General features: G+C 59.2%; 22 protein-coding genes. 19 read left to right on the top strand and 3 right to left on the bottom strand.

The genetic code is table 11. The features are described from left to right. Positions 1-276: 276 nt before the first annotated feature. The 18 genes from C2E25_RS11560 to C2E25_RS11645 all read left to right on the top strand — a co-directional run bounded on the left by C2E25_RS11560 (position 277) and on the right by C2E25_RS11645 (position 23018). The gene (locus C2E25_RS11560; protein WP_158247232.1) at positions 277-960 is read left to right on the top strand and encodes an ion channel; all 684 of its coding nucleotides are present in this window, start codon (positions 277-279) and stop codon (positions 958-960) included. 95 nt (positions 961-1055) lie between these two features. Further along, positions 1056-1832: an HAD family hydrolase gene (locus C2E25_RS11565; protein WP_103115893.1), complete on the top strand. Its 777-nt coding sequence runs from the start codon at positions 1056-1058 to the stop codon at positions 1830-1832. A 3-nt stretch (positions 1833-1835) separates the two neighbouring features. Then, positions 1836-4214, top strand: a complete 2379-nt coding sequence (locus tag C2E25_RS11570) for a glycoside hydrolase family 65 protein (protein ID WP_103115894.1) — start codon at positions 1836-1838, stop codon at positions 4212-4214. Positions 4215-4225: 11 nt separating this feature from the next. Next, positions 4226-6349, top strand: a complete 2124-nt coding sequence (locus tag C2E25_RS11575) for a SpoIIE family protein phosphatase (RefSeq protein WP_103115895.1) — start codon at positions 4226-4228, stop codon at positions 6347-6349. A 68-nt stretch (positions 6350-6417) separates the two neighbouring features. After that, the gene (locus C2E25_RS11580) at positions 6418-6966 is read left to right on the top strand and encodes a DUF4136 domain-containing protein (RefSeq protein ID WP_103115896.1); all 549 of its coding nucleotides are present in this window, start codon (positions 6418-6420) and stop codon (positions 6964-6966) included. A gap of 384 nt (positions 6967-7350) precedes the next feature. Then, on the top strand, positions 7351-7953 hold the full coding sequence (locus tag C2E25_RS11585) for a paraquat-inducible protein A (RefSeq protein WP_199177424.1): 603 nt from the start codon (positions 7351-7353) through the stop codon (positions 7951-7953). Continuing rightward, positions 7950-8585, top strand: coding sequence for a paraquat-inducible protein A (locus C2E25_RS11590; protein ID WP_103115898.1), 636 nt, complete (start codon positions 7950-7952; stop codon positions 8583-8585). Before C2E25_RS11585 ends, C2E25_RS11590 begins: the two co-directional genes overlap by 4 nt. Further along, positions 8582-10252, top strand: a complete 1671-nt coding sequence (locus C2E25_RS11595) for an intermembrane transport protein PqiB (RefSeq protein ID WP_103115899.1) — start codon at positions 8582-8584, stop codon at positions 10250-10252. Before C2E25_RS11590 ends, C2E25_RS11595 begins: the two co-directional genes overlap by 4 nt. After that, a complete protein-coding gene (locus C2E25_RS11600; RefSeq protein ID WP_103115900.1) occupies positions 10249-10869 on the top strand; it encodes a PqiC family protein in 621 nt (206 codons plus the stop codon). Before C2E25_RS11595 ends, C2E25_RS11600 begins: the two co-directional genes overlap by 4 nt. 173 nt (positions 10870-11042) lie before the next feature. Further along, complete coding sequence (locus C2E25_RS11605; protein WP_158247233.1) at positions 11043-11849, top strand: MipA/OmpV family protein; 807 nt, start codon at positions 11043-11045, stop codon at positions 11847-11849. Between the two features lie 299 nt (positions 11850-12148). Further along, complete coding sequence (locus C2E25_RS11610) at positions 12149-13906, top strand: autotransporter assembly complex protein TamA (protein WP_103115902.1); 1758 nt, start codon at positions 12149-12151, stop codon at positions 13904-13906. After that, positions 13903-17472, top strand: a complete 3570-nt coding sequence (locus C2E25_RS11615; protein ID WP_103115903.1) for a translocation/assembly module TamB domain-containing protein — start codon at positions 13903-13905, stop codon at positions 17470-17472. Before C2E25_RS11610 ends, C2E25_RS11615 begins: the two co-directional genes overlap by 4 nt. Before the next feature lie 21 nt (positions 17473-17493). Continuing rightward, positions 17494-19080, top strand: coding sequence for a cation:proton antiporter family protein (locus tag C2E25_RS11620; protein WP_103115904.1), 1587 nt, complete (start codon positions 17494-17496; stop codon positions 19078-19080). Positions 19081-19160: 80 nt separating this feature from the next. Continuing rightward, the gene (locus C2E25_RS11625; protein ID WP_103115905.1) at positions 19161-19628 is read left to right on the top strand and encodes a glycine zipper 2TM domain-containing protein; all 468 of its coding nucleotides are present in this window, start codon (positions 19161-19163) and stop codon (positions 19626-19628) included. 200 nt (positions 19629-19828) lie between these two features. Further along, positions 19829-21070, top strand: coding sequence for a Na+/H+ antiporter NhaA (nhaA, locus tag C2E25_RS11630; protein WP_103115906.1), 1242 nt, complete (start codon positions 19829-19831; stop codon positions 21068-21070). After that, a complete protein-coding gene (locus tag C2E25_RS11635) occupies positions 21060-22190 on the top strand; it encodes a cache domain-containing protein (protein ID WP_103115907.1) in 1131 nt (376 codons plus the stop codon). Before nhaA ends, C2E25_RS11635 begins: the two co-directional genes overlap by 11 nt. Beyond that, positions 22174-22635, top strand: coding sequence for a helix-turn-helix domain-containing protein (locus C2E25_RS11640; RefSeq protein WP_103115908.1), 462 nt, complete (start codon positions 22174-22176; stop codon positions 22633-22635). The genes C2E25_RS11635 and C2E25_RS11640 overlap by 17 nt, the downstream gene beginning before the upstream one ends. Positions 22636-22676: 41 nt before the next feature. After that, entirely contained in the window at positions 22677-23018 is a 342-nt protein-coding gene (locus C2E25_RS11645; RefSeq protein WP_158247234.1) for a GrlR family regulatory protein, read from the top strand. On the opposite strand, the gene C2E25_RS11650 is transcribed toward C2E25_RS11645, so the two are convergent. Together C2E25_RS11650 and C2E25_RS11655 are read right to left on the bottom strand one after the other, a co-directional pair. Further along, positions 23008-23376: an STAS domain-containing protein gene (locus tag C2E25_RS11650; protein WP_103115910.1), complete on the bottom strand. Its 369-nt coding sequence runs from the start codon at positions 23374-23376 to the stop codon at positions 23008-23010. The two genes, C2E25_RS11645 and C2E25_RS11650, sit on opposite strands and share 11 nt — an antisense overlap. Positions 23377-23409: 33 nt before the next feature. Next, on the bottom strand, positions 23410-23823 hold the full coding sequence (locus tag C2E25_RS11655; protein WP_103115911.1) for an ATP-binding protein: 414 nt from the start codon (positions 23821-23823) through the stop codon (positions 23410-23412). Between the two features lie 306 nt (positions 23824-24129). On the opposite strand from C2E25_RS11655, the gene C2E25_RS11665 reads away from it, so the two are divergent. Further along, positions 24130-24519, top strand: a complete 390-nt coding sequence (locus tag C2E25_RS11665) for a GrlR family regulatory protein (RefSeq protein WP_103115913.1) — start codon at positions 24130-24132, stop codon at positions 24517-24519. An 88-nt stretch (positions 24520-24607) separates the two neighbouring features. On the opposite strand, the gene nrfD is transcribed toward C2E25_RS11665, so the two are convergent. Next, positions 24608-25882, bottom strand: a complete 1275-nt coding sequence (gene nrfD, locus C2E25_RS11670) for an NrfD/PsrC family molybdoenzyme membrane anchor subunit (RefSeq protein ID WP_103115938.1) — start codon at positions 25880-25882, stop codon at positions 24608-24610. Positions 25883-25893: the final 11 nt, after the last annotated feature.

Here is a 25893-nt window from a genome sequence, read left to right on the forward strand (position 1 = left end):
GCTCAGATACCGGGCTTATTACGACGGCCAATGCTACTTCCGGCCTCTATGTTTTTGAAAACCAATTTACATTCAGCCTGTTGCGCCATTTAGAATGGTGCGAAAGTTGAGATAATTAAGTGGAATCTCCGGCGGGAGGATGAGTTCCCGATGAAATTTGGTTAAACTGTGTGGCCGGTCAGTTCGAACGAAAAAAGTATGTTTCGGTGAGCCGTCACTCCGGCAGATCATTCGGTGGAGACATGCTGCTGGAACCCGCGAATGGAGGGTAGACGGTTGACAACAGAGTTCTCCCGGACCCGTGCCGCTGTATCCTGGTATCGTCATCAGCGCTTCCTGTTCCTGTTGGTTGTCCTTCTGGTGGCCATTGCCCTTTCGCCCCTGTTCGACAACATGAAGCTGCTGGGGATGCTCTCGGATGTTTTTCTGACCCTGGTTTTTCTCGGTGGCCTCTGGGCGGTCAGCCGGCAGCGTGCCATTCTCCTGACAGGCGTTGTCCTGGCCCTGCCGATGCTGGTCTATACCTGGTCCGTTCATTTCATTCACCTGTACTGGCTCACGCTGATCGGCCGTTCGTGTGGAATCCTGTTTCTGCTGCTGCTGGTGGTCAGTATCCTGAAGTTCATTTTTCAGTCCCGGCGGGTCACCCTGGAACTGATTCATGCGGCGGTTGTCGTCTATCTGCTGATCGGACTCTGCTGGACCTTCATCTATGGCCTGATCGAGGTCATGCATCCCGGTTCCTTCAGTCATGCCAATCCGAGTTCCTCCTCTTTCGCCTTTTCCTATTTCAGCTTCGTCACCCTGACCACCCTCGGTTACGGAGACATCTCCCCGGTTGCGCAGGTGGCGCGATCTTCGGCGATTCTTGAGGCGATCATCGGTCAGCTCTACCTGACGGTGCTGGTCGCCCGACTGGTGGGCATGCAGATCGCGCAGGGGGATGCCGGGGAGGATTGATCCCGGGATTACGGATGCGGGTTCGACATTATCCGCTAAACTGTTAAGCTGAGCCGGTCGAGTTCATCACCGAGCCGGGAAAAGGAAGGAAACCCATGGATGACCTGAAAAGCGAGATTGACTGGAGCTGTTATGAGGCGGTGTTGTTTGATCTGGATGGAGTCCTCACCGCGACCGCGAAAATCCATTCCATCTGCTGGAAGCGGATGTTCGATGCCTTTCTCAAACGTCGCGCCGCTGAACGCAATGAATCCTTTGAGCCCTTCGATGTCGATCAGGATTACAAGGCCTACGTCGATGGCCGGTTGCGTTACGACGGGGTCCGTTTTTTTCTCGCTTCGCGCGGTATCGAACTGCCGGAAGGGGCGGCGGACGACCCGCCGGAACGGGAGACGGTCTGCGGTCTCGGCAATCGCAAGGATGCCATGGTCGGTGAGATTCTCGCCGCCGAGCAGGTCGACGTGTTCGAGGGGTCCATCCGTCTGGTGCGCTGGCTGCTGCAGCAGGGAATCCGTACCGCGGTGGTATCGGCGAGCAAGAACTGTCCGGCGGTGCTGCAGGCGGCGGGGATCGCCGAAATGTTCGAACAGCGGATCGACGGCCATGTTGCCGAAGCCCTCTGTCTTCCGGGCAAGCCGGCTCCCGACACCTATCTCAAGGCCGCCGAGATTCTCGGTATCACCCCGGAAAAAGCGGTGGTGGTTGAAGATGCCATCTCCGGAGTGCAGGCCGGTCGGGCCGGGGGGTTCGGCCTGGTGATCGGTGTCGACCGACATGGTGATGCCGAGCGACTGGCCGACCATGGTGCCGATATCGTGGTCAAGGACCTTGGAGAGCTGGTCCCGGAAACAGCGAATCCGCAGGAGTTTTGAACGATGATCCGCCACGAAACACTCAATCCTCCACCGCATCTCTATCCGATCAACGAGTGGAAGATCATCGAGACCGCCTACTATGAGCCCTTTCTGGCCCAGACCGAGACGATTTTCGCCATCGGCAACGGCTACCTCGGGATGCGAGGCAATCATGTCGAGGGACGCCCCAGTTTTCAAAACGGCACCTTCATCAACGGTTTTCACGAGACCTGGCCGATCGTTTACGGTGAGAAAGCCTACGGTTTCGCCGAAACCGGACAGACCATGCTCAACGTCACCGATGCCAAGCAGATCAAGCTCTACGTCGATGACGAACCCTTTTACCTGCCGACCGCCAGCCTGCAGCTCTACGAGCGGGTTCTCGACATGCGGGCCGGGACGCTTGACCGCGAGGTGTTGTGGGAAACCGCTTCGGGCAAGCAGGTGCTGATCGAGAGTCGGCGGCTTGTTTCTTTCGAACACCGCCACGTGGCGGCAATCTCCTACCAGGTGACGGTCCTCAATGCCGAGGCGCCGGTGGTGCTTTCCTCCAAGGTTCTCGACGGCCAGGCGAATCAGGCCGGGGCGGATGACCCGCGTCAGGCCAGGGGGGTCGGTTCCCAGGTTCTGGTCCCGCAGGAACGGTCCTGCAGGGATCAGCGCCTGATGCTGGCCCACCGGGCGGCCAACAGCGGCATGACGCTCGCCTGCGGGGTTGACCACGTGCTGCAGACCGATTGCCGGTACCAGGTCGACTCGGAGTGGTTTGAGCAGGGCGGCAAGGTGGTTTTTTCGGTCACCGCTCGGCCGGGGCAGCCGATTCAGCTGTACAAGTTCATCAGCTACCACAGTTCACGCAGCGCGCCGACCGCCGAGCTCTGTGAACGGGCCGACCGGACTCTGGACCGTGTTCTCGCCGGCGGGTTCGACAGCCTGGTCAAGAGTCAGCGGGCTTACCTGGATGATTTCTGGGCGCGCAGCGATGTCGAAATCGAGGGTGACCCCGCGCTGCACAAGCGCCCCGCGGGAGAGATGCAGCAGGCCCTGCGATGGAACCTGTTTCAGATTCTGCAGGCCTCGGCGCGTGCCGAGGGCGCGGGTATTCCGGCCAAGGGCCTGACCGGGCAGACCTACGAGGGTCATTATTTCTGGGATACCGAAATTTACGTGATGCCGTTTCTGACCTATACCGCTCCGCGAGTGGCGCGCAACCTGTTGAAATTCAGGCATTCAATGCTCGATCGGGCTCGCAAAAGGGCTCGGGAAGTGAACCAGGAGGGAGCACTGTTCCCCTGGAGGACCATCAACGGTGAAGAAGCGTCGGCTTATTATGCCGCCGGCACCGCGCAGTACCATATCAATGCCGATATCGTCTATGCGCTGAAGAAGTATGTCGAGGCGAGCGATGATATCTCCCTGCTCTACAATGAGGGGGCCGAGATTCTGGTGGAAACCGCCCGCCTCTGGTACGATCTCGGCTTTTTCAATCCACGCGAGCAGGGGCAGTTCTGCATCCATGGCGTCACCGGGCCCGACGAGTACACAACGGTGGTCAACAACAACACCTACACCAACCTGATGGCACGCATGAACCTGCTGTTCGCCGCCGAAACCGTGACCCGCATGCGGCAGGAAGCTCCCGATTACTACGCCACTCTGAGGCATCGTACCGGGCTGCGGGAATCGGAGGTCTGTGACTGGGGCAAGGCGGCGGCGCGCATGTATGTTCCCTATGATGAGGAAATCGGCATCCATCCGCAGGATGATAATTTCCTCGACCGGGAGATCTGGGACCTGACCAAGACACCGAGGGATAAATTTCCGTTGCTGCTCTATTACCATCCACTGGTCATCTATCGCCACCAGGTGATCAAGCAGGCGGATATCGTGCTGGCCATGTTTCTGCTCGGCAGCGAATTTTCCGCCGGGGAAAAGAAACGTAATTTTGATTACTACGATCCCCTGACTACGGGGGATTCCTCTCTCTCGGCCTGTATCCAGAGCATTGTCGCCGCCGAAATTGGTGATATGGAAAAAGCCCTGCGCTACGCGCGGTACGCGGTGCTGATGGATCTGGCCGATGTCGGCGGCAACGTCCGTGACGGTTGCCATATCGCTTCGATGGGCGGCACCTGGATGGTGGTGGTCTACGGTTTTGCCGGCATGCGCGATGATAACGGCGAGATCAGCTTTCGGCCGCACCTGTCGCCGGCGATCCGCAGGCTGCGTTTCTCGCTGACGATCCGTGGGCAGTTGCTGGATATCGAGATGAACCAGCAACAAGTGACCTATCTGCTGCGTGACGGACAGGGGCTTGATATCCGCCATGAACAGCAGGCCCTGACCCTGATTCCCGACCAGCCGGTGAGCTTCCCCCTGGCGCCGGTCGCAGCGGCCTGAGGTTTTCTCCCATGGCCCTCAAGTTCCGAGGCAAGCTGCTCACTCTGCTGCTGGTCATCGCCCTGGCCCCGCTGATTCTCAGTTCGGTGCTGCATGGTTTGTCGATGCGGCAGCTGGGTCGTCAGCTGGCCGCCGAAACCCGTACCTACCTGGAGCGCAGCGCCCTGGAACATCTGCAGAGCATGGTTGACAACTACAACCTGCTGCTGCAGCGGGACCGGACCTTCCTGACCGCCGCCCTGAACTCCCAGGTCCGGGAGGTGGAGCGGCGGCTGGCGGCGAAGGAGCCGTCGATGCCGGCTCTTCAGGCCAGTGTCAGTGTCGCCGATTTTGACGCCGGCCGGGGTCCGGCCGATCTGGCCCCCTCTGAACGACACCTCCATTTCGGGCGGGACGGCGAGCTGACGCCGATGCCGGTCAGTTTCAGCGCGCAGTCCTACCATGTCGCGCCGGGCGGGTCATCATCCGCTGCCGGCCTGGCACGCCTGGGGGACATGCCGGAGGTCTACAATTTTTTCCGTCGGCTGCGTCCCGACCTGTTTCAGTGGCAGTATACGTCTCTGCAGAGCGGCCTGCATACCAGCTATCCCGGTCATGGCGGCATCCCGGCCGACTTCGACCCCCGCACCCGTCCCTGGTATCGTCAGGCCAAGGAGACCGACGCGCCGGTGCGGTTGATGCTCGGGGACGCGACCACCCATCGGCTGATGCTGGTGCTGGCGGCTCCGGTCCACAACCCGGACGGCAGTTTTGCCGGTGTAACCGGGATCGACATCGCTTCCGATCGACCTCTCAGTGACTGGCGGCTACCCGACGCATGGGCCCAGGCGGTCGATACCATGGTCCTCAGTTTTCACCCGGACGCGGCCCCGGACAAAAAACTGGAGATCATGCTCCACGGCAGGGAGGATATGCGTCGCTACCTCTGGCGGCGGGCCGAGCCGAAAAACTATCTCGTTTCCGCCGACCGGGAGAAGATGGCAGCCCTCTGTGATGACCTGGCCAACGGGCAGGGCGGGGTGCGCAAACTCAGTTATCGTGGAGAACAGGCTTACTGGGCCTACGCGACAGCGGCTCCGGGGGAGCCGGTGGCACTGGTCGTGGTTCCCTATGAGCTGGTCACGGCTCAGGCGGAAAAGGCCGGGAGCTATGTCCTGCAGCAGGTGGTGCGGGGATTGCGGGTTGCCGGGATTCTGCTGCTGGGCGTTGCTGCCTGGGTGGTGGTAACCGCAGTTCTGCGGGCGCGGGCCGTGACCCGCCCGGTGGCCAGCCTGGCCGCTGCCGCCGGGAAGCTGGCCGAGGGGGATTTCAACGCGCGGGTCGAAATCCGCACCGGGGATGAATTCGAAGAACTCGGCGCGGCCTTCAACCGGGTCGGTCCACAGTTGCAGGAACGACAGCAGATGAAACAGTCGCTGCTGGTGGCGCGGGAGATTCAGCAGCTGCTGCTGCCGGATAAGGTTCCCGATTTCCCCGGGCTGCAGATTGCCGGCGGCATCAGCTACTGTGATGAAATCGGCGGCGACTACTATGACTTTATCCATTCGGGTGAAAATTACCTCGGAGTCGTGGTCGGCGATGTGGTCGGGCACGGGGTCGGCGCCGCCCTGCTGATGGCCTCGGTCAGTGGAGCGTTGCGTTCTTCAGTTGCCTCCGGCAGCGACAATCTCGAAGAGCTGTTTGGCTGGCTCAATCGCTTTCTTTCCGAGGATGTCGGTGATACTCGTTTCATGACCCTCTTCTATGCCCGTTTCGATCTCGCCCGACAGTCTCTCTGCTGGATTTCGGCGGGCCACGGTCCGGTTTATTACTACCGTGCCGATTGTCGGAGCATCGAGGAACTTTCGGTGGTCGGCGTGCCGCTCGGCATCATGAACGATGCCGACTATCCCGAAAGCTGTCGCGAGCCCCTGCGTCCGGGGGATGTGCTGGCAATCGGCACCGACGGTATCTGGGAAGCGCGCAATGCGGCTGGGGAGCAGTTCGGTGAGGATCGGTTCCTGGAACTGCTGCAGGATAACGTCTCTGCTCCAGCCGAGGAGATTTACCGGATCATTATCGGCGCGGTGCATGATTTTCTCGGCAGGGAGGCGCAGGAGGACGACATTACTCTTGTGATCGTCAAGGCAACCTGATAATTTTCATGAGTGATTCCTGAATTGCCGGATTGATTCAGGTCTGTGGGTTTATACAAGGAGTTGTGATGATGTTCCGTCCGTTCTTTTTCTGCCTGACGCTGGTTCTTGTGCTGTTGCTGTTCGGTGGCTGTGCTCCGAAGCCGGAATATTCGCAGAATTTCAGTTTAACCACCGATTTTTCCCGTTTCAAAACCTGGAACTGGGCGGACGAGAAATCGGTGCTGGCCGACAATCTCCTCGGCCAGGATCCGATGCAGCGCCTGGTGCGCAAGGCCGTGACTCACGAGCTGGAATCCCGGGGGCTCAGGCTGGTGATGGAAAACCCCGACCTGCTGGTCAGTTACCGGGGCAACGTTTTCAAGGCGGTCTACGCCAATCCGAAGGCGACCGGTTTTACTTCGCAGGTGGCCTGGGAACAGAACGACAGCGGCAACTGGTTCCGTCGCTCCTCGCGCGAAGGGGTGCTGACCATCTTCCTGCTCGACCCGCAGACCAGGCAACCGGTCTGGTCTGCGACCGGCCGCGAGCCGATTGCCGATGAAAGCGAGGCCCGGCGCAAGATCCCAGGTGTCGTGCGGACCCTGCTCTCATCCTTTCCGCCGCAACGGCGATAGCTCGATGCGTCGGCCGGCGGGGATGCTTTGTCTGTTGCTGAGCGCCCGCAGGTTCCCGGTCGGCCCTTCCTTTCATACGATCCTTTCCTTCGGGGGCCACAGCCCTTTCCTTTCACGCTTCACGACCGGTTTATTGAGGTCGGCGACCTTATTTCTCCCGGCAGTCAGGCGGCGCGGTGGTGGCCGCCAACATTCCCCGGTTACTGCAAGTAGCGAATAATTTGTTATTCTGGAGCGAGCCGGGCGATTTTTGTCGGCGTTTCTTTGCTGAATCTCGGGGATACCAATCTCTCTCCCGGCGACCGTCTGTTGCTTCGGGCCGAAAGGTTCAGCTATCAGCGGTTTAAGGTTGTCCCTTTTGAATTTGATTGACGGGGAATGTCCTTGTCCGAGTTGATTGCCTGTCATGAATGCGATCTGCTGACCCGGCTGCCCGAACTGCCGCCGGGGGGGTGTGCCCATTGCCCGCGTTGCGGTTGTCTGCTGCAGCGTGATCGGCCGAACAGTATCGAAAAAACCCTGGCGCTGTCTTTTGCCGGTCTGGTTCTCTTCATCGCGGCGGTCAGCTTTCCCTTTCTGGCCATGAAGGCGGGTGGTTTCGAACAGCACAGCAACCTGCTGACCGGGGTCTGGCTGCTGCTGGAGCAGAAGATGGTGCTGCTCGCCATGGTGGTGCTGCTGACCTGCGTCCTCTTTCCCCTCGCCGGTATTCTCGGTCTGCTCTACGTGTTGTTGCCGCTTCACTTCGGTCGTCGACTGCCGCGGGCGGAAGTGGTCTTCCGCCTGGTCAGCCACCTGCAGCCCTGGAGCATGATGGAGGTCTTCATGCTCGGCATTCTCGTCTCGCTGGTCAAACTGGGGCACCTGGCGGAAGTGATCCCGGGGATCTCCCTGTGGGCCTTCGCTGTGCTGATCTTCGTTCTTGCCGCCCAGGCCGCGGTACTCGACCCCCACCAGGTCTGGGAACGGCTGGAGGCATTGCGATGAAGGCCGCCGGCATGACCGCGCGCCGGCAGAACCTGGTCAGCTGCCACAACTGCCATCTGTTGTGCGATGCGCCTGTTCCCGTCGAGAAACAGGTTGCCTGTTGCCCCCGTTGCGGATCGACGCTCCACAGTCGCAAGCCGAACAGCCTGATGCGGACCTGGGCGCTGGTCTTCGCTGCCGTGATCCTCTATCTGCCGGCCAACCTGCTGCCGATTACCATCACCAGTGCGATAGGCGTCACCCAGACCGATACCATCATCAGCGGCGTTATCTACTTTCTGCACAGTGGCATGGTGCCGATCGCGCTGGTGATTTTTATCGCCAGTGTCTTTGTGCCGTTGATGAAGCTGCTGATCCTGATTTACCTGCTGATTTCGGTGCAGCGCCGTTCGCGCCGGAGGCTGGTCGACCGAACCCGCCTCTATCGCCTGACCGAACTGGTCGGTCGATGGTCGATGGTCGATGTCTACGTGGTCACCATTCTGGTCGCCCTGGTCAAACTGGGTGCCGTTGCCCGGGTCGATGCCGGACCGGCGACACCCTACTTTGCCGGCGTGGTGATCATTACCATGTTCGCCGCAGAGAGTTTTGATCCGCGCCTGATCTGGGATGTGATGGAGGATGACGAATGAGTGAGGAAAAAAAGGAGCAGCCGGTTGTCCGGACGGCCGAGGTGCGTACCCGCAAAGGGTTCTCGATTGTCTGGCTGGTACCGCTGGTCGCCCTGGCGATCGGCGGCTGGCTGGTTTTCAAGGCGGTTTCGGAGCAGGGACCGCTGATCACCATACACTTCAAGACCGCTGAAGGGCTGGAGGCCGGGAAGACCAAGGTCAGGTACAAGGATGTCGAGGTCGGCAAGGTTGAGGAGATCGACCTTGAACCTGGACTTGACGGGGTGGCGGTCAAGGCGCGGATGAATCCCAGTGCCAAACCGTACCTGACCGACAAGACCCGTTTCTTCGTGATCCGGGCGCGGATCGCCGCCGGTGAGATCTCGGCCCTCGGCACCCTCCTGTCCGGGGCCTATATCGGTGTCGATCCGGCTAAGGAGGGGAAGCTGACGAAGGTTTTCGAGGGGCTTGAAAAGCCGCCGGTGATCACCACCGACCGTCCCGGGCGCAAGTTCATGCTTCGTTCGGAAAATCTTGGTTCTCTGGATATCGGTTCGCCGGTCTACTTCCGCCAGATCAAGGTCGGCCAAGTCATCGACTATGCTTTCAATGATGTCGGCGACGCGGTCAATATCGAGGTTTTCATCAATGCTCCGCATGACCGGCGAGTCACCCGGGCGACCCGTTTCTGGAATGCCAGCGGTGTTGACATGACGTTGAATGCCGAGGGAATAAGGATCAACACCCAGTCACTGGTTTCCATTCTTCAGGGGGGAATTGCCTTTGCCACACCGAAACGCCTGGTGGCAAAAGAGCCGGCTCCGGAAGGCTCCCGCTTTGTTCTTTACCCCGACCGGCAGAGCATTCAGGAACGGGAATACACCATCAAGAACTACTACCTGATGTACTTCGATCAGTCGGTGCGTGGTCTCAGGCCGGGTGCGCCGGTTGAATTCCGCGGTATCAAGGTCGGCGAGGTGGTTGATGTCCGTCTGGTGATCAATGCCGAGGAGCTGAAAGCGAAAATCCCGGTGTTGGTGATGATCGAGCCGGAGCGGATGGAATACCGCCACGACAATGAGCCGGCCGAGCCTACTTACGCTCAGCTTAAAGGCCGGGATGCCATCAGCAAGGCCAAGCAGAAGGAGATGATCCGGCGGGGGCTGCGGGCACAGTTGAAGACCGGCAGCCTGCTGACCGGAGCGCTCTATGTCGACCTGGACATTCATCCGGAGGCGAAACCGGCCGAGATCTATTACGATGGTCTCTACCCGGTTTTTCCGACTGTCCCCGGTTCGCTGGAGCAGCTCACCGACAAGTTCGAGCGGATCCTGGCCAAGGTTGAAAAAATTCCCTTTGACAGTATCGGCCACAATCTCGACCAGACCCTGGCAGCGGCCCGCAGTGCGCTGCGGAAGATCGATCGGACCACCGTTCCGCGGGTGAACGCGGTGCTGCAGAAGGTCGATCAGCAGACGGTTCCCGATCTGAACGCAACTCTGCGACAGCTGGATGAAACCCTGTCCGACATCAAGGCGACCCTCGGCAGTGATTCGCCCCTGAATTACAATGCCCGTACCGCCCTCGATGAACTCGGCAGCGCGGTGCGCTCGATCCGGGCCCTGACCGAGTACCTGGAGCGCAATCCTGAAGCCCTGATTTTCGGCAAGAAAGGGGAGCAGAAATGATCAAGTTTTTTATGAACAAGATATCAGGGTGCCTTTTGTTTGGACTGGTTATCGGTCTCGCCGGCTGTGCCGGGCATTCACCGAAAACCTCATTTTACAAGTTGGTTCCGTTGGCTGAACTGGGTGAATTGGATGGGGCTGTGCCGCATTATGACTTCAGCGTCGGCGTCGGGCCGATTACTATTCCCGACTATCTCAAAAGACCGCAGATCGTAACCCGTGAGAGTGACAGCAGACTGCAGATCGCAGAGTTCCACCGCTGGGCCGGTCTGCTGGAAAAGGATATTGCCGCGGTCATGGTCGATAATCTTACGGATCTGCTCGGCAGTGAGAGGGTGGTGACCTATCCCTGGGATCGTCTGGCCAGGCCCGACTACCGGGTGGTTTATGATATTCAGCGTTTCGATGGAACCCCTGGTGTCGAGGCGGTCCTGAAGGTTCGCTGGACGGTTTTCGATACGGCCGCGGGCAAGGTGGAGAAGGTTCTCGGAAAACGCTACCGGCTGCCGTTGGATGGCCCTGGTTATGAATCGCTGGTGAAGGCTGAGAGTGAACTGCTCGGACAGTTCAGTCGGGACGTGGCCGCCGAGCTGTTGAAAAAGAAGCTGTCGGATTGAGATGGATGCCCGGGTTCGCATGTTTTTCGAGCCGTCAGCTTGACTGAAGGATAAGTTTAGTTGCCATTCATTTGATGTTATTCATTAACCAGGACATTTCAGGCTTCTTCGTGTTCGTGAGGAAATGGGGACGTTCATTTTGAAAAGAGTATGTCATGCGGATGGAGAAAAAAATGAAACAGATGTTGATTGCCCTGGCGGCGATGGTTTTTCTGGTCAGTGTTGCCGGGTCGGCACTGGCCTTCGTTGACAGTGAAACCGGTGAAGGAGGGGTGCGGGGGGCGACTCAGATGTCCGCCGGCGCCGGTCTCGTCATGGTTCCCGATTACGAGGGATCGGACGATTACACCGCGGCGCCGCTGCTGCTCTTTCAGTCCCATTACAAGAGCGGTCGTTTCGTTGATCTTTTCGCCAATCGGTTGCGGGTCAACCTGCTGCCGAACGCGCAGTATTATCTCGGCCCTGTGCTGCAGTACCGGGCCAAGCGGGATAATGATGTCGATGACGATCAGGTGAGCCGGATGAAGGAAGTCGATACCGCCATCGAGGCCGGTGTTTTCGGCGGGTTCGCCCTGAACAACTGGATCGCCAGTATTCAGTACGTCGTCGATGTCTCCGATGCCCATGACGGCAGCCTGGTGACTCTCAGCGGGGGTTATCGTTACGTGCCCAGCCGGGACCTGACCCTGATGCCGACCCTGTCGACCACCTATGCCGACAGTGATTACATGCAGACCTATTTCGGCGTCAATGCCGGTAACCGCGGCACGTCCACCCTGCCCAATTTCAAGGCCTCTTCCGGCCTCAAGGATGTGACCGCCGCGCTGCTGGTCGACTATCATCCCCGGCAGCACTGGAAACTGGTCGGTGGCGCCGGCTTCAAATCCCTGCTCGGTGATGCCTCCGACAGCCCGCTGGTTGATCAGCAGGGTTCCGATTCGCAGCTGATTGTCGGCATCATGGCCGCCTACCAGTTCTGAAAATCCTTTCGTATTCCTGTTCCATGTGAAAGACCGGCCCGAGTTGACTAACAACTCGGGCCGGTTGCCTTTTGGCCGGCGACATGACCTGCTTCTTAGAGAGGATGTGTGAGGCCGCTGCGGCGGAATAAGCGGGGCGTTCCATTGAAAATATGCCGGAACCGGCTAGAATGTCAAACATGCCAGGACAGCTTTTCTTTTATTTTTTCAATAAGATAGATTGAATCAACGAGTTCATTTGAAACGGGTCAGTGTTTCAGGATACCTGTCCCTGAGCTTGACAGGCAGAAGGTTCGATTTTGAAGTTCTTTTGGGGGCGCATTTTCGTTCCGGTTCTTTTGTGGACGGCTCTTTTTTCCGGATTCGCGGTCGCGGCCGATGTTCGACTGGTTGTCAGCGGGGTCAAGGGGGCGTTGCGCAAGAATGTTGAGGCGGCGTTGCAGTTGCCGAGCGGGCTGGTCCACGACGGCCGGACCAATCGTCGCTGGCTGGAGCGCCTGCTGCAGAAGGCCCCGGCGGATGCCCGCAAGGCCCTGGAACCGCTCGGCTATTATCATGTTCAAGTCAAAGCGGAACGGGTCAGGGTGCGGGAGCGGGAGGAGTTGCGGGTGCAGGTCGACCCCGGTGAGCCGGTTCGCCTGGGTCGGGTGCGGGTGGCGGTGACCGGCCCGGGTGCCGAACGGTTGCCGTTGCGACGGATGGTTGTCGGTTTTCCGCTGAAAAGTGGGGATCAGCTCAATCACAAGGCTTACGAGGATGCCAAGCTGGCCCTGCGGGTGGCCGCGGTTGATCTTGGTTATCTCAAGGCGAAATATCGGCGCAGCCGGGTCGAGGTTGACGTCGAAGCTTATCGCGCCGAAGTTGATCTGGAGCTGGAGACCGGTCCATTATTTTATTTCGGTGAGATCAGTATTGAGGAGGGCGATTCGTTCCCTCCCGATTTTTTACGGCGCTATCTTGAATTCTCCGCCGGTGATATCTTCTCCAATAAACAATTGAGCCGTACCCGGATCAATTTCCTCAAGGCCGACCGGTTTGATGATATCCAGCTGATTCCTGAAATCGAGCTTGCCAGGCGGCAGCTGGTGCCGATCCGTATCCGCCTCAAGGAAGGCGCCCGGCGCCGGCTGCGGGCCGGGGTCGGTTACGGTACCAATACCGGTGCGCGCCTGACCCTCAATTACCAGGAGCTGAATCTCTGGCAGCGCGCTCACCGTTTCGAGGCCGATTTCAGCCTGGCACAGAAAACCCAGGCGCTCATCATCCGCTATACCATCCCCCTGCCGGGCCATAAGGAAAATTCCTGGGGGATCAACGCCGGACTCTCCAAGGAAGATATCGATGTCTATGAAACCGAGATTATTCATCTTGAAGGCGAGCGGGTTTACGGTCTCGGCAGTGATGCCGTCATCTCGTTTTCCCTTCGCCAGCAACGTGAGGATTACACCATCGGCCGGCGTTCCGATATCTCGACCTTGCTGCTGCCGGGAATCCGTTATCAACGCCGACATTATGATGACCCGGTCAATCCGAACCGGGGTTTTCAGTATCGCCTGGAGCTGACCGGCAGTCACGACGCGTTGCTTTCCGACAGCACGCTGTTGCGCTTTACCGGGGGCGGGGCGCTGATGCAGCCGTTGGGGGAGGACTGGACCCTGTTGCTGCGCAGTTATTTCGGACTGCTGGCCCATGATGGTGATTTCAATGATGTGCCGGTTTCGATGCGGTTTTTCGTCGGTGGCGACAATGGTGTGCGCGGCTACGCCTACAAGTCCCGCGGGGCGACCGATGAAACCGGGCGGGTGATCGGTGGTGACGGTCTGGCCGGAGGAAGCCTGGAGGTGGAATATGCCTTCAGCAAACGCTATGGGGCCGCCCTCTTCTATGACGTCGGAAGTTCTTTCATGGCTTTTCAGCAGGTGCGTTTTATCCAGGGGGCCGGTGTCGGTGCCCGAGTCTATACCCCGGTCGGTCCGATCAAGATCGACCTGGCACGCCAGCTTCATGAGCCAAACCCGGGCTGGCGCATTCACTTCAGTGTCGGGTTTGACCTGTGACGCGGCGGCTAAAAGGCCTGTTCGCGGCCCTGACGCTGTTGCTGCTGGTGCTCGTTGCCGGCGGCTGGTTGCTTTACAGCTCTTCCGGGGCCTGCTGGCTGCTGCAGCGGATTGATGGCCTCGGCGGTGTCCGGATCGAGGTCGGTTCGCTGCAGGGGCAATTGGCGACGGGTCTTGACCTGCAGGGGGTGCAGGTTGCCTGGGATGGTGGCCGGCTGGCGTTCTCGGAGTTGCAGTTCGGCTGGAACCCGTGGGCGTTGTTCGGTGGCGGGGTGGATATTGGGCAGCTGCGGGTGACGGATCTTGATCTGTGGGTCGATACGACCGCGACGGATTCCGAACCACTGACGACACTACTGCCGTTGACGGCCGCCCGGCTTGAGCTGCCCGCTCCCTGGCCGCTGCCCGCCTGGCTGCATGGCGAGATCAGGCAGCTGCGGCTGAGCCGCTTCAATTATCATTCCGTCGACGGGGTGACGGTGATTGCCGACCGTATCGAAGGTCGACTGCAGTTGCGTGACCGGCTGCTGCAGATCTCTCCCGCTATTTACATGTCTCCCTACGTTGAGCTTTCCGGTGACCTGCGCTGGGATCTGCGGACCATGCGTCTTGACTACCGGGCCGAGGTGGTCCTGCCGGAAGAGCTGGTGTCCGGGGAATCTCTGGGGAGCGTCGGGTTGCCGGCGACCGCGACCGGGAGGCTTCAGGTTCAGGGTGACTGGCGGGTCTATCGCGGCACCCTGCAGTTGCGGAACGGTCCGACCAGCCTGGCGGGGGAGGTGTTCGGCAATCTCGACGGGGTCTGGTTGCGGAACCTTCAGGGCAACTGGCTGCAGGGGCAATTGGAACAGGGACGGCTCGATCTTGACTGGCGTCGGGATTTCCGCATGGACTGGAGGGTGACGGTCGGGCACCTCAACCCGGCCGAAACCGTCCTTGGCAGGGCCGGCGATCTTTCCTTTTCCGGCAGCGGCAGTCTCCAGGTTCCGGATACCGCTCCGCTGGTGATCGCGGCGGCCGTCGACAACCTGCACGGACAGCTGCAGGGATATCCGCTCACCGGTCGTGGCCGAATCCGCCTGGTCGGGGATGAGCTTTCCTTTCAGGATCTGCAGTTGCGTTCCGAGGGGCTGGTGCTGAGGGCCGCGGGTGATCTGGCCGAGCGTTTCGATTTCCAACTCAAGGTGGACGATCTTTCCCGTTGGCTCGAAGGCGCTGCCGGGGAGATCGCCGGGGGCGGTTGGCTGCGGTTTGACGACGGCGGATGGGCCGGTACCGGCAAGGTGTCGGGACAGCAGTTGCAGTGGCGTGGGCTGCGGATCGGCGATCTGCAGGTGAACGCCGCCCATCCCGGGGCGGAGGACGCGCTGAATATCAACATCAGTGCTGCGGATATTGATCAGGGAGGGCTTCAGATCTCAACCCTGAACGCGGTTGTTGCCGGTCTCACGGAGGATCATCGGCTTGACTTGCGACTGGAGGGGCCGGAAGGATCCCTGGCTTTGACGGCGGTCGGCAGTTGGGACGGAGAGGAATGGCGCGGCACCGTGGAGCATTTCACCTCCAGGCTGCTTGATGGCGCGGCGCTGATGCTCCAGCATCCGGCTGCCGTACGCTGGAGTGCGCGGCGCTGGGCGGTTGCCCCGCTGCTGGTGACCGGGGCTGCCGGTGAGAGTCTGCGGCTGGCTGGACACTACCAGGTTGAACGGCGTGCCGGCGATATTTCCGGTTCCTGGCGCAAGCTGCGACTGGAGCGCCTGGCGTCGCTGCTGCCGGAACAGATCCTGCGGGGGGAAAGTTCCGGTTCCTTCAGCCTGCAACTGCAGGCCGGTCGCCCTGTCCAGCTCGCATTGAAGATCGATGCCGCCGGGGAGTTGCGGCATCAATCCTGGGACGAAGCGCTGCAGGAATTGCATCTCAACCTCGATTGGCATCAGCGCCAGCTGATCTTCAGTGTCCGGGCCGTCGGCAGCAAGGGCGGTAATCTGGAATTTTCCGGTGACGCCCGGCAGCCACTCGGCCTGGATTTCCCCGAGGAGGGCCAGTTTCATTTTTCCGCGGCCGGGTTGCGGCTTGCCGCCCTGCGCCGCCGGCTGCCGGCGGAGCTGTCGGTGCGGGGTCATGTCGCCCTTGAAGGAGAAGGGCGTTGGCTTGGCGGCGGACGTTTCCGCTTGAACGGAACAGCAACTGGCAGCGGCGCCGAGTTGTCCTGGCGTGACGGTCGGGGTGTGCTTCATTCACGGCTGAAGGAAGCCGGCCTGGAGTGGCAGTGGCAGGAGAGGACCCTGCGACTGGGGTGTCGACTGGTCCTGAACGATGGGGGAGGATTGAATGGTGAGCTGGTTTTGCCCTTGTCCGCCGCCTGGCCGCCCGTTATCGATCGAGATGCCCCGTTGACGGGTGCCGTCAGTGGGGAGCTGGCTGAAACCGGCATGCTCGAAGCCCTGTTACCGATGCCGATCGAGGAGTTGAGCGGCCGGCTGGTCCTTGACTTGGGCCTGGGCGGCACCCTGCACCGTCCCGCGCTGCAGGGTCGGGTCGGTTTGCGGCAGGCCGGTGCCTACCTGCCGCAGCTTGGTATCAGCCTGCGGCCGATCGAACTGGACATGCGGCTGAGTGGAGATCGGGCCGAAATCGAGACGTTGCGCATCGTGTCCGGGGCCAGTGCCCTGCAGGGGCGAGGCTGGTTGAAGATTGGGGGAGAGGGAGGCTTTCGCTACCGGTTGGAGCTTCAGGGGGATAATTTCCTGGCCGCCGATTTGCCTGAGCTGGTCGTCGAGCTTTCCCCCGAGATTGAATTTACGGGTGACGCTGAGCGGCTGCAGGTCACGGGCCGGGTGCTGGTGCCGCGCCTTGAGTTGCGTGGGGTCCGGGCGGCGCCCGAGGTTCCTCCCAGTCCTGACGTGGTGGTCCTGCAAACGAAATCACCGGTCGCTGCCGACGCGACAGCATGGCAGCCGGAAGTGCTGTTGAAGGTGGTTCTCGGTGACCGGGTGACGGTGGCGGCGGGGGGCGTGAACGCCCGTCTTGGCGGGACTGTCGATATCAGACTCGCGGCTGGCGGAGTACCCCGTGCCGATGGCGAGATTCATATCGTCGAAGGTGATTTCGCGGCCTACGGGGTGCGTCTGAAGATCCGTCACGGGCGACTTCGCTATCGGTCCGCGGCGCTGAATAACCCGTCCCTGGATATTCTGGCGATGCGCGACCTGGGGCAGCTTCAGGCCGGCGTGCAGATCGGCGGCACGGCCAGGAGGCCGCGCATCACCCTCCATTCACGTCCGGCGATGCCGGAAAAAGATATCCTGCTGGCGATTGTCACAGGTCGCCGGGCGACTTCAAGCGGTGGTGATGAAGGGATGCTGATGCTCGGAACCGGAGCCCTGATGGCTCCCGGCGAATCCCTCTTCTCCAAGATCGGCCTGACCAATATTGATCTTCAGGGACTTTTTTCCGGGGAGGGCGGGTTGCGGCTGCGCCATCGCCTGGCCAAGCGCTGGGAGGTCGAGTCGGTACTCGGCATCAACAGCGGTATCGATCTCTTTTACCTGATTGAATTCCATTGAACGGGATTCTGGAGACTGATGATGGACCCTCTCTGGTTGACCATTGCTTTCGGCTGCGGCTATCTGCTGCGCCAGGTCGGATTGCCGCCGATGGTCGGGTTTCTGATCGCCGGTTTCGTCCTCAACGGACTTGGAATCCAGGGGGGGGATCTGCTGCAGACCATGGCCGATCTCGGTGTCACCCTGCTGCTTTTCAGCATCGGCCTCAAGCTCGATCTCCGCAGCCTGTTGCGGGCGGAAATCTGGGCCGGGAGCAGCCTGCACCTGTTGCTCAGCATGCTGTTGACAGGGCTGTTCATTCTTGCATGCGGAGCTTTGGGAGTCGGTCTGTTCGCCGGACTTGATTTCCAGGTTGCGTTGCTGGTTGCCTTTGCCCTCAGTTTTTCCAGCACAGTTTTCGCGGTCAAGGTGTTGGAGCAAAAGGGGGAGATGGCGGCCATGCACGGCCGGGTGGCGATCGGCATTCTGATCATGCAGGATGTCTTCGCGGTTCTCTTTCTGACCATTTCCGCCGGCAAGGTTCCTTCCCCCTGGGCCCTGGCCATTCCTCTCCTGCTCTGGCTGCTGCGTCCCCTGCTGTATCGCCTGCTCAATCGCTGTGGTCATGGTGAATTGCTGGTGCTGTGCGGATTTTTTCTTGCCCTGGTGGCCGGTTATTCCGGCTTTGTGCTGGTCGGTCTCAAGGGTGATTTGGGAGCGCTGATCATGGGTGTGCTGTTGTCCGGGCATCCGCGCGCTTCGGAACTGTCCAAGTCGCTGCTCGGTTTCAAGGATCTGCTGCTTGTCGGGTTTTTTCTCAGTATCGGCCTTTCCGGCGTTCCCGACGGCGCCACGCTGGTCACCGCCCTGCTGCTGGTCTTTCTGCTGCCGTTTAAGACCGGCCTTTATTTCCTGCTGTTGACCCGGTTTCGGCTGCGCGCCCGGTCCGCTCTGCTGGCCTCTTTCAGTTTGGCGAACTACAGTGAATTCGGATTGATCGTCGGGGCCATCGCGGTTTCATCCGGTTGGCTCGACAGTCAGTGGCTGGTCGCCGTGGCCATCGCCCTGTCGCTCAGTTTTGTCCTTGCCGCCCCCTTGAACAGTGCCGCTGCCACTCTTTATGCGCGTTGGCAGGACACTCTGAAGCGGTTTGAAACCAGAACCCGGCACCCGAGTGACCAGCCGCTTGAGCCGGGAGAGGTTTCCATCGCGGTATTCGGCATGGGGCGTATCGGGACCGCGGTTTATGATTATTTCCATAAGCGATATGCCGACAAAGTGGTTGGGGTCGATTACAACAAGGAGAAGGTTGCCCGGCATTGTCGGGAGGGGCGTCATGTCATCTACGGCGATCCGACCGATCCTGATTTCTGGGCCCGGACGCCGCATGACAACCGGATCAAGCTCTGCCTGCTGGCGATGCCGAAGCACGTGGCCAACCTCTCCGTGGCAGCGACCATACGGGGAAGGGGTTACCGGGGACGGTTGGCAAGCATCGCCCATTTCGCCGATCAGATCGATGAACTGGAAAATCTCGGTGTCGTGACCTTTGATCTCTATGCCGAAGCCGGCAGCGGTTTCGCCCGCCATGCCGGTCGACTGCTGGCTCAGGATTCCGGGGACTTCTGATCTGTTCGGTCTTGCCTAACGGTAAAGGACTGGTACCCTTTGACTTTGGGGAGCTTTCATTTAACCGTCAGGAGCTGACAATGAAAACAATAGTTGTCCGGAGCAGTCTCTTTCTTTCATTGAGCTGTTTTGTTCTGCTGGCCGGTTGCGCGCCGAGTACTTCGGGGAATGTCTATACCCGCGACCAGGCTCGTACCAGCCATTCCGTCTACTACGGCACCATTCTGCGGGCCGACCCGGTGACCATCGAGGGCAAGTCCTCGGCCGTCGGGGCGATTGCCGGAGGTGCCCTGGGCGGTGTCCTCGGCCATGCGGTCGGGGGTGGCAAGGGCCGCAATCTTGCCACCGTGGCCGGAGCCCTGGGCGGGGCGGCAGCCGGTTCGACGATCGAAAAAAATGTCACCACCGTACAGGGGGTGGAGCTTGAGGTTGAACTTGACAGCGGCGAACTGATCGTGGTTGTTCAGGAGGCCGATGCCGCTTACCGGGTCGGCGACCGGGTGCGGGTGATCAAGGATGCCCGAGGCACGACCCGGGTTCGTCAATAGCAGGCTGATGAAAAACGCCCATCTGCTGCGTTATCCTTCCCCCGCGTCAACGACGTACCTCCCGGTACGCCTTATTCCGCGGGTGTGCGGACACCTTGCATCTGGACATTTTTGCTCAGACCGGGAACATGTCTTTTTCAACCCCCTGATAGTTCTCGGCGCCTGTCTGTATTCGGCTTGCCCTTTTCGAGGAGTTTTTAATGTCGTCCAAACTTGAGGAATTCCTGCATAAGGAGTCGTCCGTCGGCATTCTGCTGATGGTGGCAATGGTGCTGGCGATGGTCTGCGCCAACAGTTCGCTGCAGTCGGTTTACGAGTACATTCTCAACACCCCCTTTGAGGTTCGCCTCGGGCGGTATATTCATATTGCCAAGCCGCTGCTGCTGTTGGTCAATGACGGCCTGATGGCGGTGTTTTTTCTGCTGGTCGGGCTGGAGGTCAAGCGGGAGGTGATGGTCGGCCAGCTTTCCAGCCGCGCGCAGATCATTCTGCCGGGTATCGCCGCCCTCGGCGGCATGGTCGCCCCGGCCCTCTGCTACGTGCTGATCAATGCCGGTGACTCCGCCGCTCTCAATGGCTGGGCGATTCCCGCCGCCACCGATATTGCCTTTGCTCTTGGAGTCCTGGCGCTGCTCGGCAAGCGGGTTCCTTCTTCGCTGAAAATCTTTCTGCTGGCCCTGGCGATCATGGATGACCTCGGGGCGATCATCATCATCGCGCTCTTTTATTCCGGGGATCTGTCCATCAGTATGTTGTGGATGGCGGCTATCTGCCTGGTGGTCCTGTTCCTGCTGAATATCTTCAAGGTGGAACGGATGGCGGCCTATATCACCGTCGGCGTCTTCCTGTGGATCTTCGTGCTCAAGTCGGGAGTTCACGCGACTCTCGCCGGGGTTGCCCTGGCCTTCGCCATCCCGCTGAAAAGCAACCGGGACGAAAGTTTCTCTCCGGCCGGAAAGCTGGAGCATGATCTGCACCCCTGGGTCAGCTTTCTGATTCTGCCGATATTCGCCTTTGCCAATGCCGGTATTCCCCTTTCCGGTATGGGATTGGGCGACCTCTTTCATTCGGTTCCGCTTGGAATCATGGTCGGCCTGGTGGTCGGCAAGCTGGCCGGGGTCTACGGCTGTTCGATTCTGGCGGTCAAGACCGGGTTGGCGGCGATGCCTGAAGGTGCCACCAATCGCCACCTGTTCGGGGTCGCGGCTCTCTGTGGAATCGGTTTCACCATGAGTTTGTTTATCGGGGGACTGGCGTTCGAGCATGTCGGTGGGGACGCCGAAACCTATATGCTCAGTCATCGTCTCGGAATCCTGAGTGGATCGTTGATTTCCGGTCTGTTCGGTTATTTCATACTTCTGACCGGCGGTCGCGCTGTCCCGGCGGATAACAACCCGTCGACAGACGCATCGCCGGTGCAGACAGTGGCCGATGATTATTAGTCGGGGGATTTCAAGTTCGAGTGGGGGGAAGGTCGAATTCCGCCTGGTTGTCTGGCTCTGTCTGCTGTTGGTGGTGCTGGTCGGTGGGCTACTCGGGGTCTTCAGCTTTCTCGGTCAGAGAGCCCGCAGCGAAATGACCGTCAGTATGGTGCGTCAGGCCGCCAGCGTGGCATCGCGTCGCTTTCAGCGGCAGATCGAAGGCAGCCATCGACTGTTGGAAACGCTCAGCGGCTGGGGGCGTGAGGGGTTGCTGGTTGCTCAGGACGTCGACGGCCTGCGCCGGAAACTGCTGCCGCTGGTGGAAAATTTTCCGGCGATAGCCGGGCTCTCCCTGGCGGATGATGAAGGACGGGATTTTTTTCTTGCCAGGAACCAGGGCGGTTGGCTGGTTCGCCATTCACGAGGGTCGGGCGCTCCACAGCATTGGCAGTTCTGGAAAGGCGGGACATTGCAGCGGCAGTGGGATGCCGCGGAAAGTTTTGATCCGCGGCAGCGTATCTGGTATCAGCCGGCCCGCAAACAGCCGGGCACAGTTGTCTGGAGCGGCCTCTACCGGTTTCATACTCTCAAGCGTTTCGGAGTGAGTGCCTCTATCGCCTGGCAAGGAAAGCGGGGCTTCCAGGTTGCCGCCATCGATCTGTTGATTGATGATCTGGTCAAGGCCCTGCGGGTTCCGGAACTGGGGGAATCAGGGGTCGTCTTTTCCGTTTCCAGGGACGGCCTTCTCAATGATCTTGCCTCGGGACCCGCCAGCAGTGAAAATCGGCAGTTGCTTGCCGCCTATCGGAAGGTGCGTCGTCCCGAAGATTCGGTGACCTCCTTTAGCCTCCTTGGGACCACCTGGTATGCCGGGGAGGAGCAGGTGTCGCTGGATAACGCCCGGGTCAGGATTGGTATCCTGGTTCCTGAAAGTGAAATCAATCCCGGTTTAAGCGGTGTCCGTCGTCAGTTTCTTGCGGTTGCCGCTGTTATTCTGCTGATCGGCATCCTCGCCCTGCTGTTCGTTCTCAGGCGTTTCCGGAGGCATTTTGTCCCGGCGGTCACCCGCCCGGATGCCGCCTGGCTGCAGGCGGTGATCAGTCCGGGTCGAATTCAAGTCGACCATGCGCATGAACCTTAAGTCGGGGCGGGCCGGCAAGGAGATTGAAATCGCCTGGCTGAAAGGGGTGGTAGGTTTTCTCAATACGGCCGGCGGAATCCTGTTGATCGGTGTTAACGATGATGGTGATATCGTCGGCCTGGAAGCCGACGGCTTTCAAAACGAGGACAAGTGCCGACTTCATTTCAAAAACCTGGTGGCCCAGCATATCGGCCTGGAATTTTCGCGCTGTCTGCATTTCGATCTGGTCGAGCATGACGGCAGGCAGGTGGCGGTGGTTCAGGTTGACCGCTCCTCGGAGCCGGCTTTTTTGCGTCAGGGCAAGGAGGAAGATTTCTATATTCGCAGTGGCCCGGCCAGTGTCAAGCTGACCGGACGGCAGATACTGCAGTATCTTTCCAGAAAAAATCGCAGGAACGCAAACCGTTTTGACCCGACGAGAGGATGTCAGTGGTCGAGGGCCTGATGTCAGGTCAGACCGGACTGGCGGTGCAAAGGAGTCAAGTTATGATCGAAGGACTTTGGACGGGGGAATGGGACTCGACAGTCCTCGGCCAGGCCGGGGAAGGGGCCGGAGTATTCATCTTTCGGGATGGGCGCATTTACGGCGGCAGTGCCCGTTATTATTTCTTCGGTGAATATCACCTTGCCGGCGAACAGGTGAGAGCCACGCTGCTGATTTCTCATTACAGTGGGCCCCCGAGCGGGCTTCTCGGACCGGTGGACGAGGGACAGATCAGCCTGGTCGGGACTCTGGCCGGAGATGAAATGGTCCTCAAAACTGGTGAGCAGGACGAGGCCTTCAGTCTCGCGGCGCGGTTGGTTAAACGGACCGGAATCAGCCGGTAATCTTTCTCTGCATCTTGTCGAGATAGCGGTCAAGTTCGCTGATGCTGGAAAAAACCTGCTGCGAGGGCAGGGCATTGATGATCTCGAAGACCTTCTTGATCTGCGGCTGCAGGTTCATCATCATAAGATTGCCGGAGACCTCCTTCAGTCCCTTCTTGGTCTTCAGCACCACCCTGACGCCGGCACTGCTGATATAGTCGAGGTTCTCAAAGTCGAAAATTATCGTTGTTGGAGTGGTTCCCAGCAGGCGATTGGTTTCGGTTTCCAATGATCCGGCGGTATTGGTGTCGAGAGAACCGTTCAGTTTGATGATGAAGATTCCGGTAAGTTCTTCCCGAGTTTCAAATGTCAGGCTCATCAGTGTTGTCCTCCGTGTAATTCCCTCAGTATATCAGGAAATTCGTTTCTGCATGGTGAGGATATTTTCTCCATCGGCATAACGATAGGCAAGGTTGTCCATCATCTGTCGCAGATAGAAAATTCCCAGCCCTCCGACCTTCCGTTCGTCGAAAGGTATTTCGAAATCCGGAGATCTTTCCTGCAGAGGGTCGAAGCGTCGGCCGTTGTCGCGCAGTTCAATATGGATGATCCTCTTCCGGCAGTGCAGAACCAGGTGAATGTGGCCTGTGGCAGGCGTCAGCTCTCCATGTTCAATAATGTTGACGACCGCTTCTTCCAGCGCCATGGTCAGTTCGAAACGGGTGTCACTTTTCAGGCCCATGCGATCGGCAAAGGTTGTGATCGCCTGTTTGAGTCGTTCGATTTCTGCGTGATCGATCGTGATGTCCAGTTCAATCCGGTTCATGGTTTTTCCAGCATAGCCTGAAGCTGAAAGAGGTCAAGTTGCTGGCTGTTGCAGGGGAACCTGTTAAAATCCAAATAACCGTAACCCTGGATGGGGTCCGGTTCAGTGCTGAGGATAACCTGAATCAGTGAGTTCCTGTTGGATGGAGAGTGCAAGTGCTTGGCCTGGATGGGATTTCCAAAAAGCTGAGGCGCACTCATGGGTTCGCTGGTTATTTTTGGGAAGCTCAGGCAGGTCAATGACTTGGTACTGTCCGCCGACAAGGGATTCACTGATTCAGGGATAAAGAAAGGATGAGGAAATCCCATGACCGAAGGCCTTTGGACTGGCGAATGGCGTTCCAATATTACGAATATCGAGAATCACGGTGCCGGCACCTTTCTGTTCGCCGATGGTGTTGTTCATGGCGGCGATACCGGATATTTCTATGTCGGTTCTTACCAGAAAAAAGGGCATGAACTGCAGGGCGAGTTCCACTTTCAGCACTACAGTGGCGACCCGATCGGAATTCTCGGTTACGCGACCGAAGGAATGCTGGTCTTCGCGGGAGTCATTCTGGGGAACCAGATGACCATAGAGATGAAGCTCAAGGACCTGCCCACTGTCCGGTTGACCGGGGTGTTGACCAAGCGCATGGATCTTGGAGAGAATCTGCAGAGTTCACTCGCGGCCCTGGACCGTCTGCCTCCCGGCTGAAGGTTTCGCAGTTCTTTTTTTCTGCCGCAAGCAAAAGGGCCGTCCGGAAGGACGGCCCTTTTGCTTGACGGTATGGTATCCCCCGGCGTCAGTGGGCTTTGTCGTCGGTGATGAAGGCCGGGAAGATCATGTTGATAAAGTAGAAGATGACGAATGGTGTCACCGCCACCAGCAGGGCTCCCCCCAATCCCTCTTTGAAGGTTTCCATGTCGTAAGGAATGATCGGCAGGTGATATTCCATGAAGCCGTCAAAGGTCAGCGAGAAGGCCTGTCCGCCGATAACAACATTCCAGCGCATCATCAGCACGCCGAACAGGACCAGGACGCAGGCGACGCAGGCACGACGGGTGGTCAGGCCCGGAAGCAGCAGCATGATAAACGGCAGGGCGTTGCCGAAGCCGTACTGCAGAACAAAAATTTTGAAGAAATCGCGTTGGTAGATGACTTCACGCACGATATCCCAGGATCTGACCGCGGTATAGCCGCGGAAAATGATATCCAGCAGTTCCAGGGTAATCGCCAGGGTCATGAAGATCAGCAGGTACTTGGAGGTCATCTTGGTCTCGTAGTCCTGCATGCTGTGCAGCCCTTCGGGGGTCAATTCAGTGGCACCGGCCCAGTGGTCGGGGAGGAAATGGGTTTTGCCCCGCGGCAGCGCCCAGCGTCTCAGCCCCATGAAGATAGCGTAACAGAGGATACAGAGGGCGATTCCGGAGACCACCGCTGACATGATGAAAATAACCGGCATCAACGGTGTCATCCACAGGGCGTTGGCCTTGACTGAGCCGAAGATAAAGCCGGCATAGCCATGCAGGAAACAGGCGACCGGGATACCAAGCCCGGCGAGGAACTTGACCGCCTTGTGGTCGGCTTTCAGAGCTTCGGGACTCAGATCTCGGGCGCCGAGAGAGACGACCTTGTAGATCGGCAGCAGCATGTTTTCAATCCCTCTGCGCTCCTTTTTTTCCAGCCGGTTGATACTTTCAACAATGAACTGGCGGTAAACGAACCAGATTTCCGAACCGACGATACAGGCGTAGGTCATGAAAACAATACCGAAAGCCGATATTGCCGATGTGAAGTGTGGTGTCATCATGACGTGGATGCCGCGAAATGGTTGCTGTAGGTGCAGTAGCAAAGGCATCATCGCCACCGGCAGCAGGGCGAAGGAGAAAACCAGGGCGAAGCGCGCGATCTCCTTCAGTTTCTCCACTCCGAAGACATGGTAGAGTGAGGACAGGACAAAGGCGCCGGCGACCAGACCGGTCATGTACGGATAGAGGACGATCTGGATCGACCAGTAGACATATTCGTTGGGCAGGACGAAAAGTTCTTTGACCGTCCAGGCTTCGCCGTGGACCATCATGTGGGCAA

This window comes from Geothermobacter hydrogeniphilus (genome assembly GCF_002898515.1).
In the GTDB taxonomy this organism is placed as follows: Bacteria; Desulfobacterota; Desulfuromonadia; order Desulfuromonadales; family Geothermobacteraceae; genus Geothermobacter_A.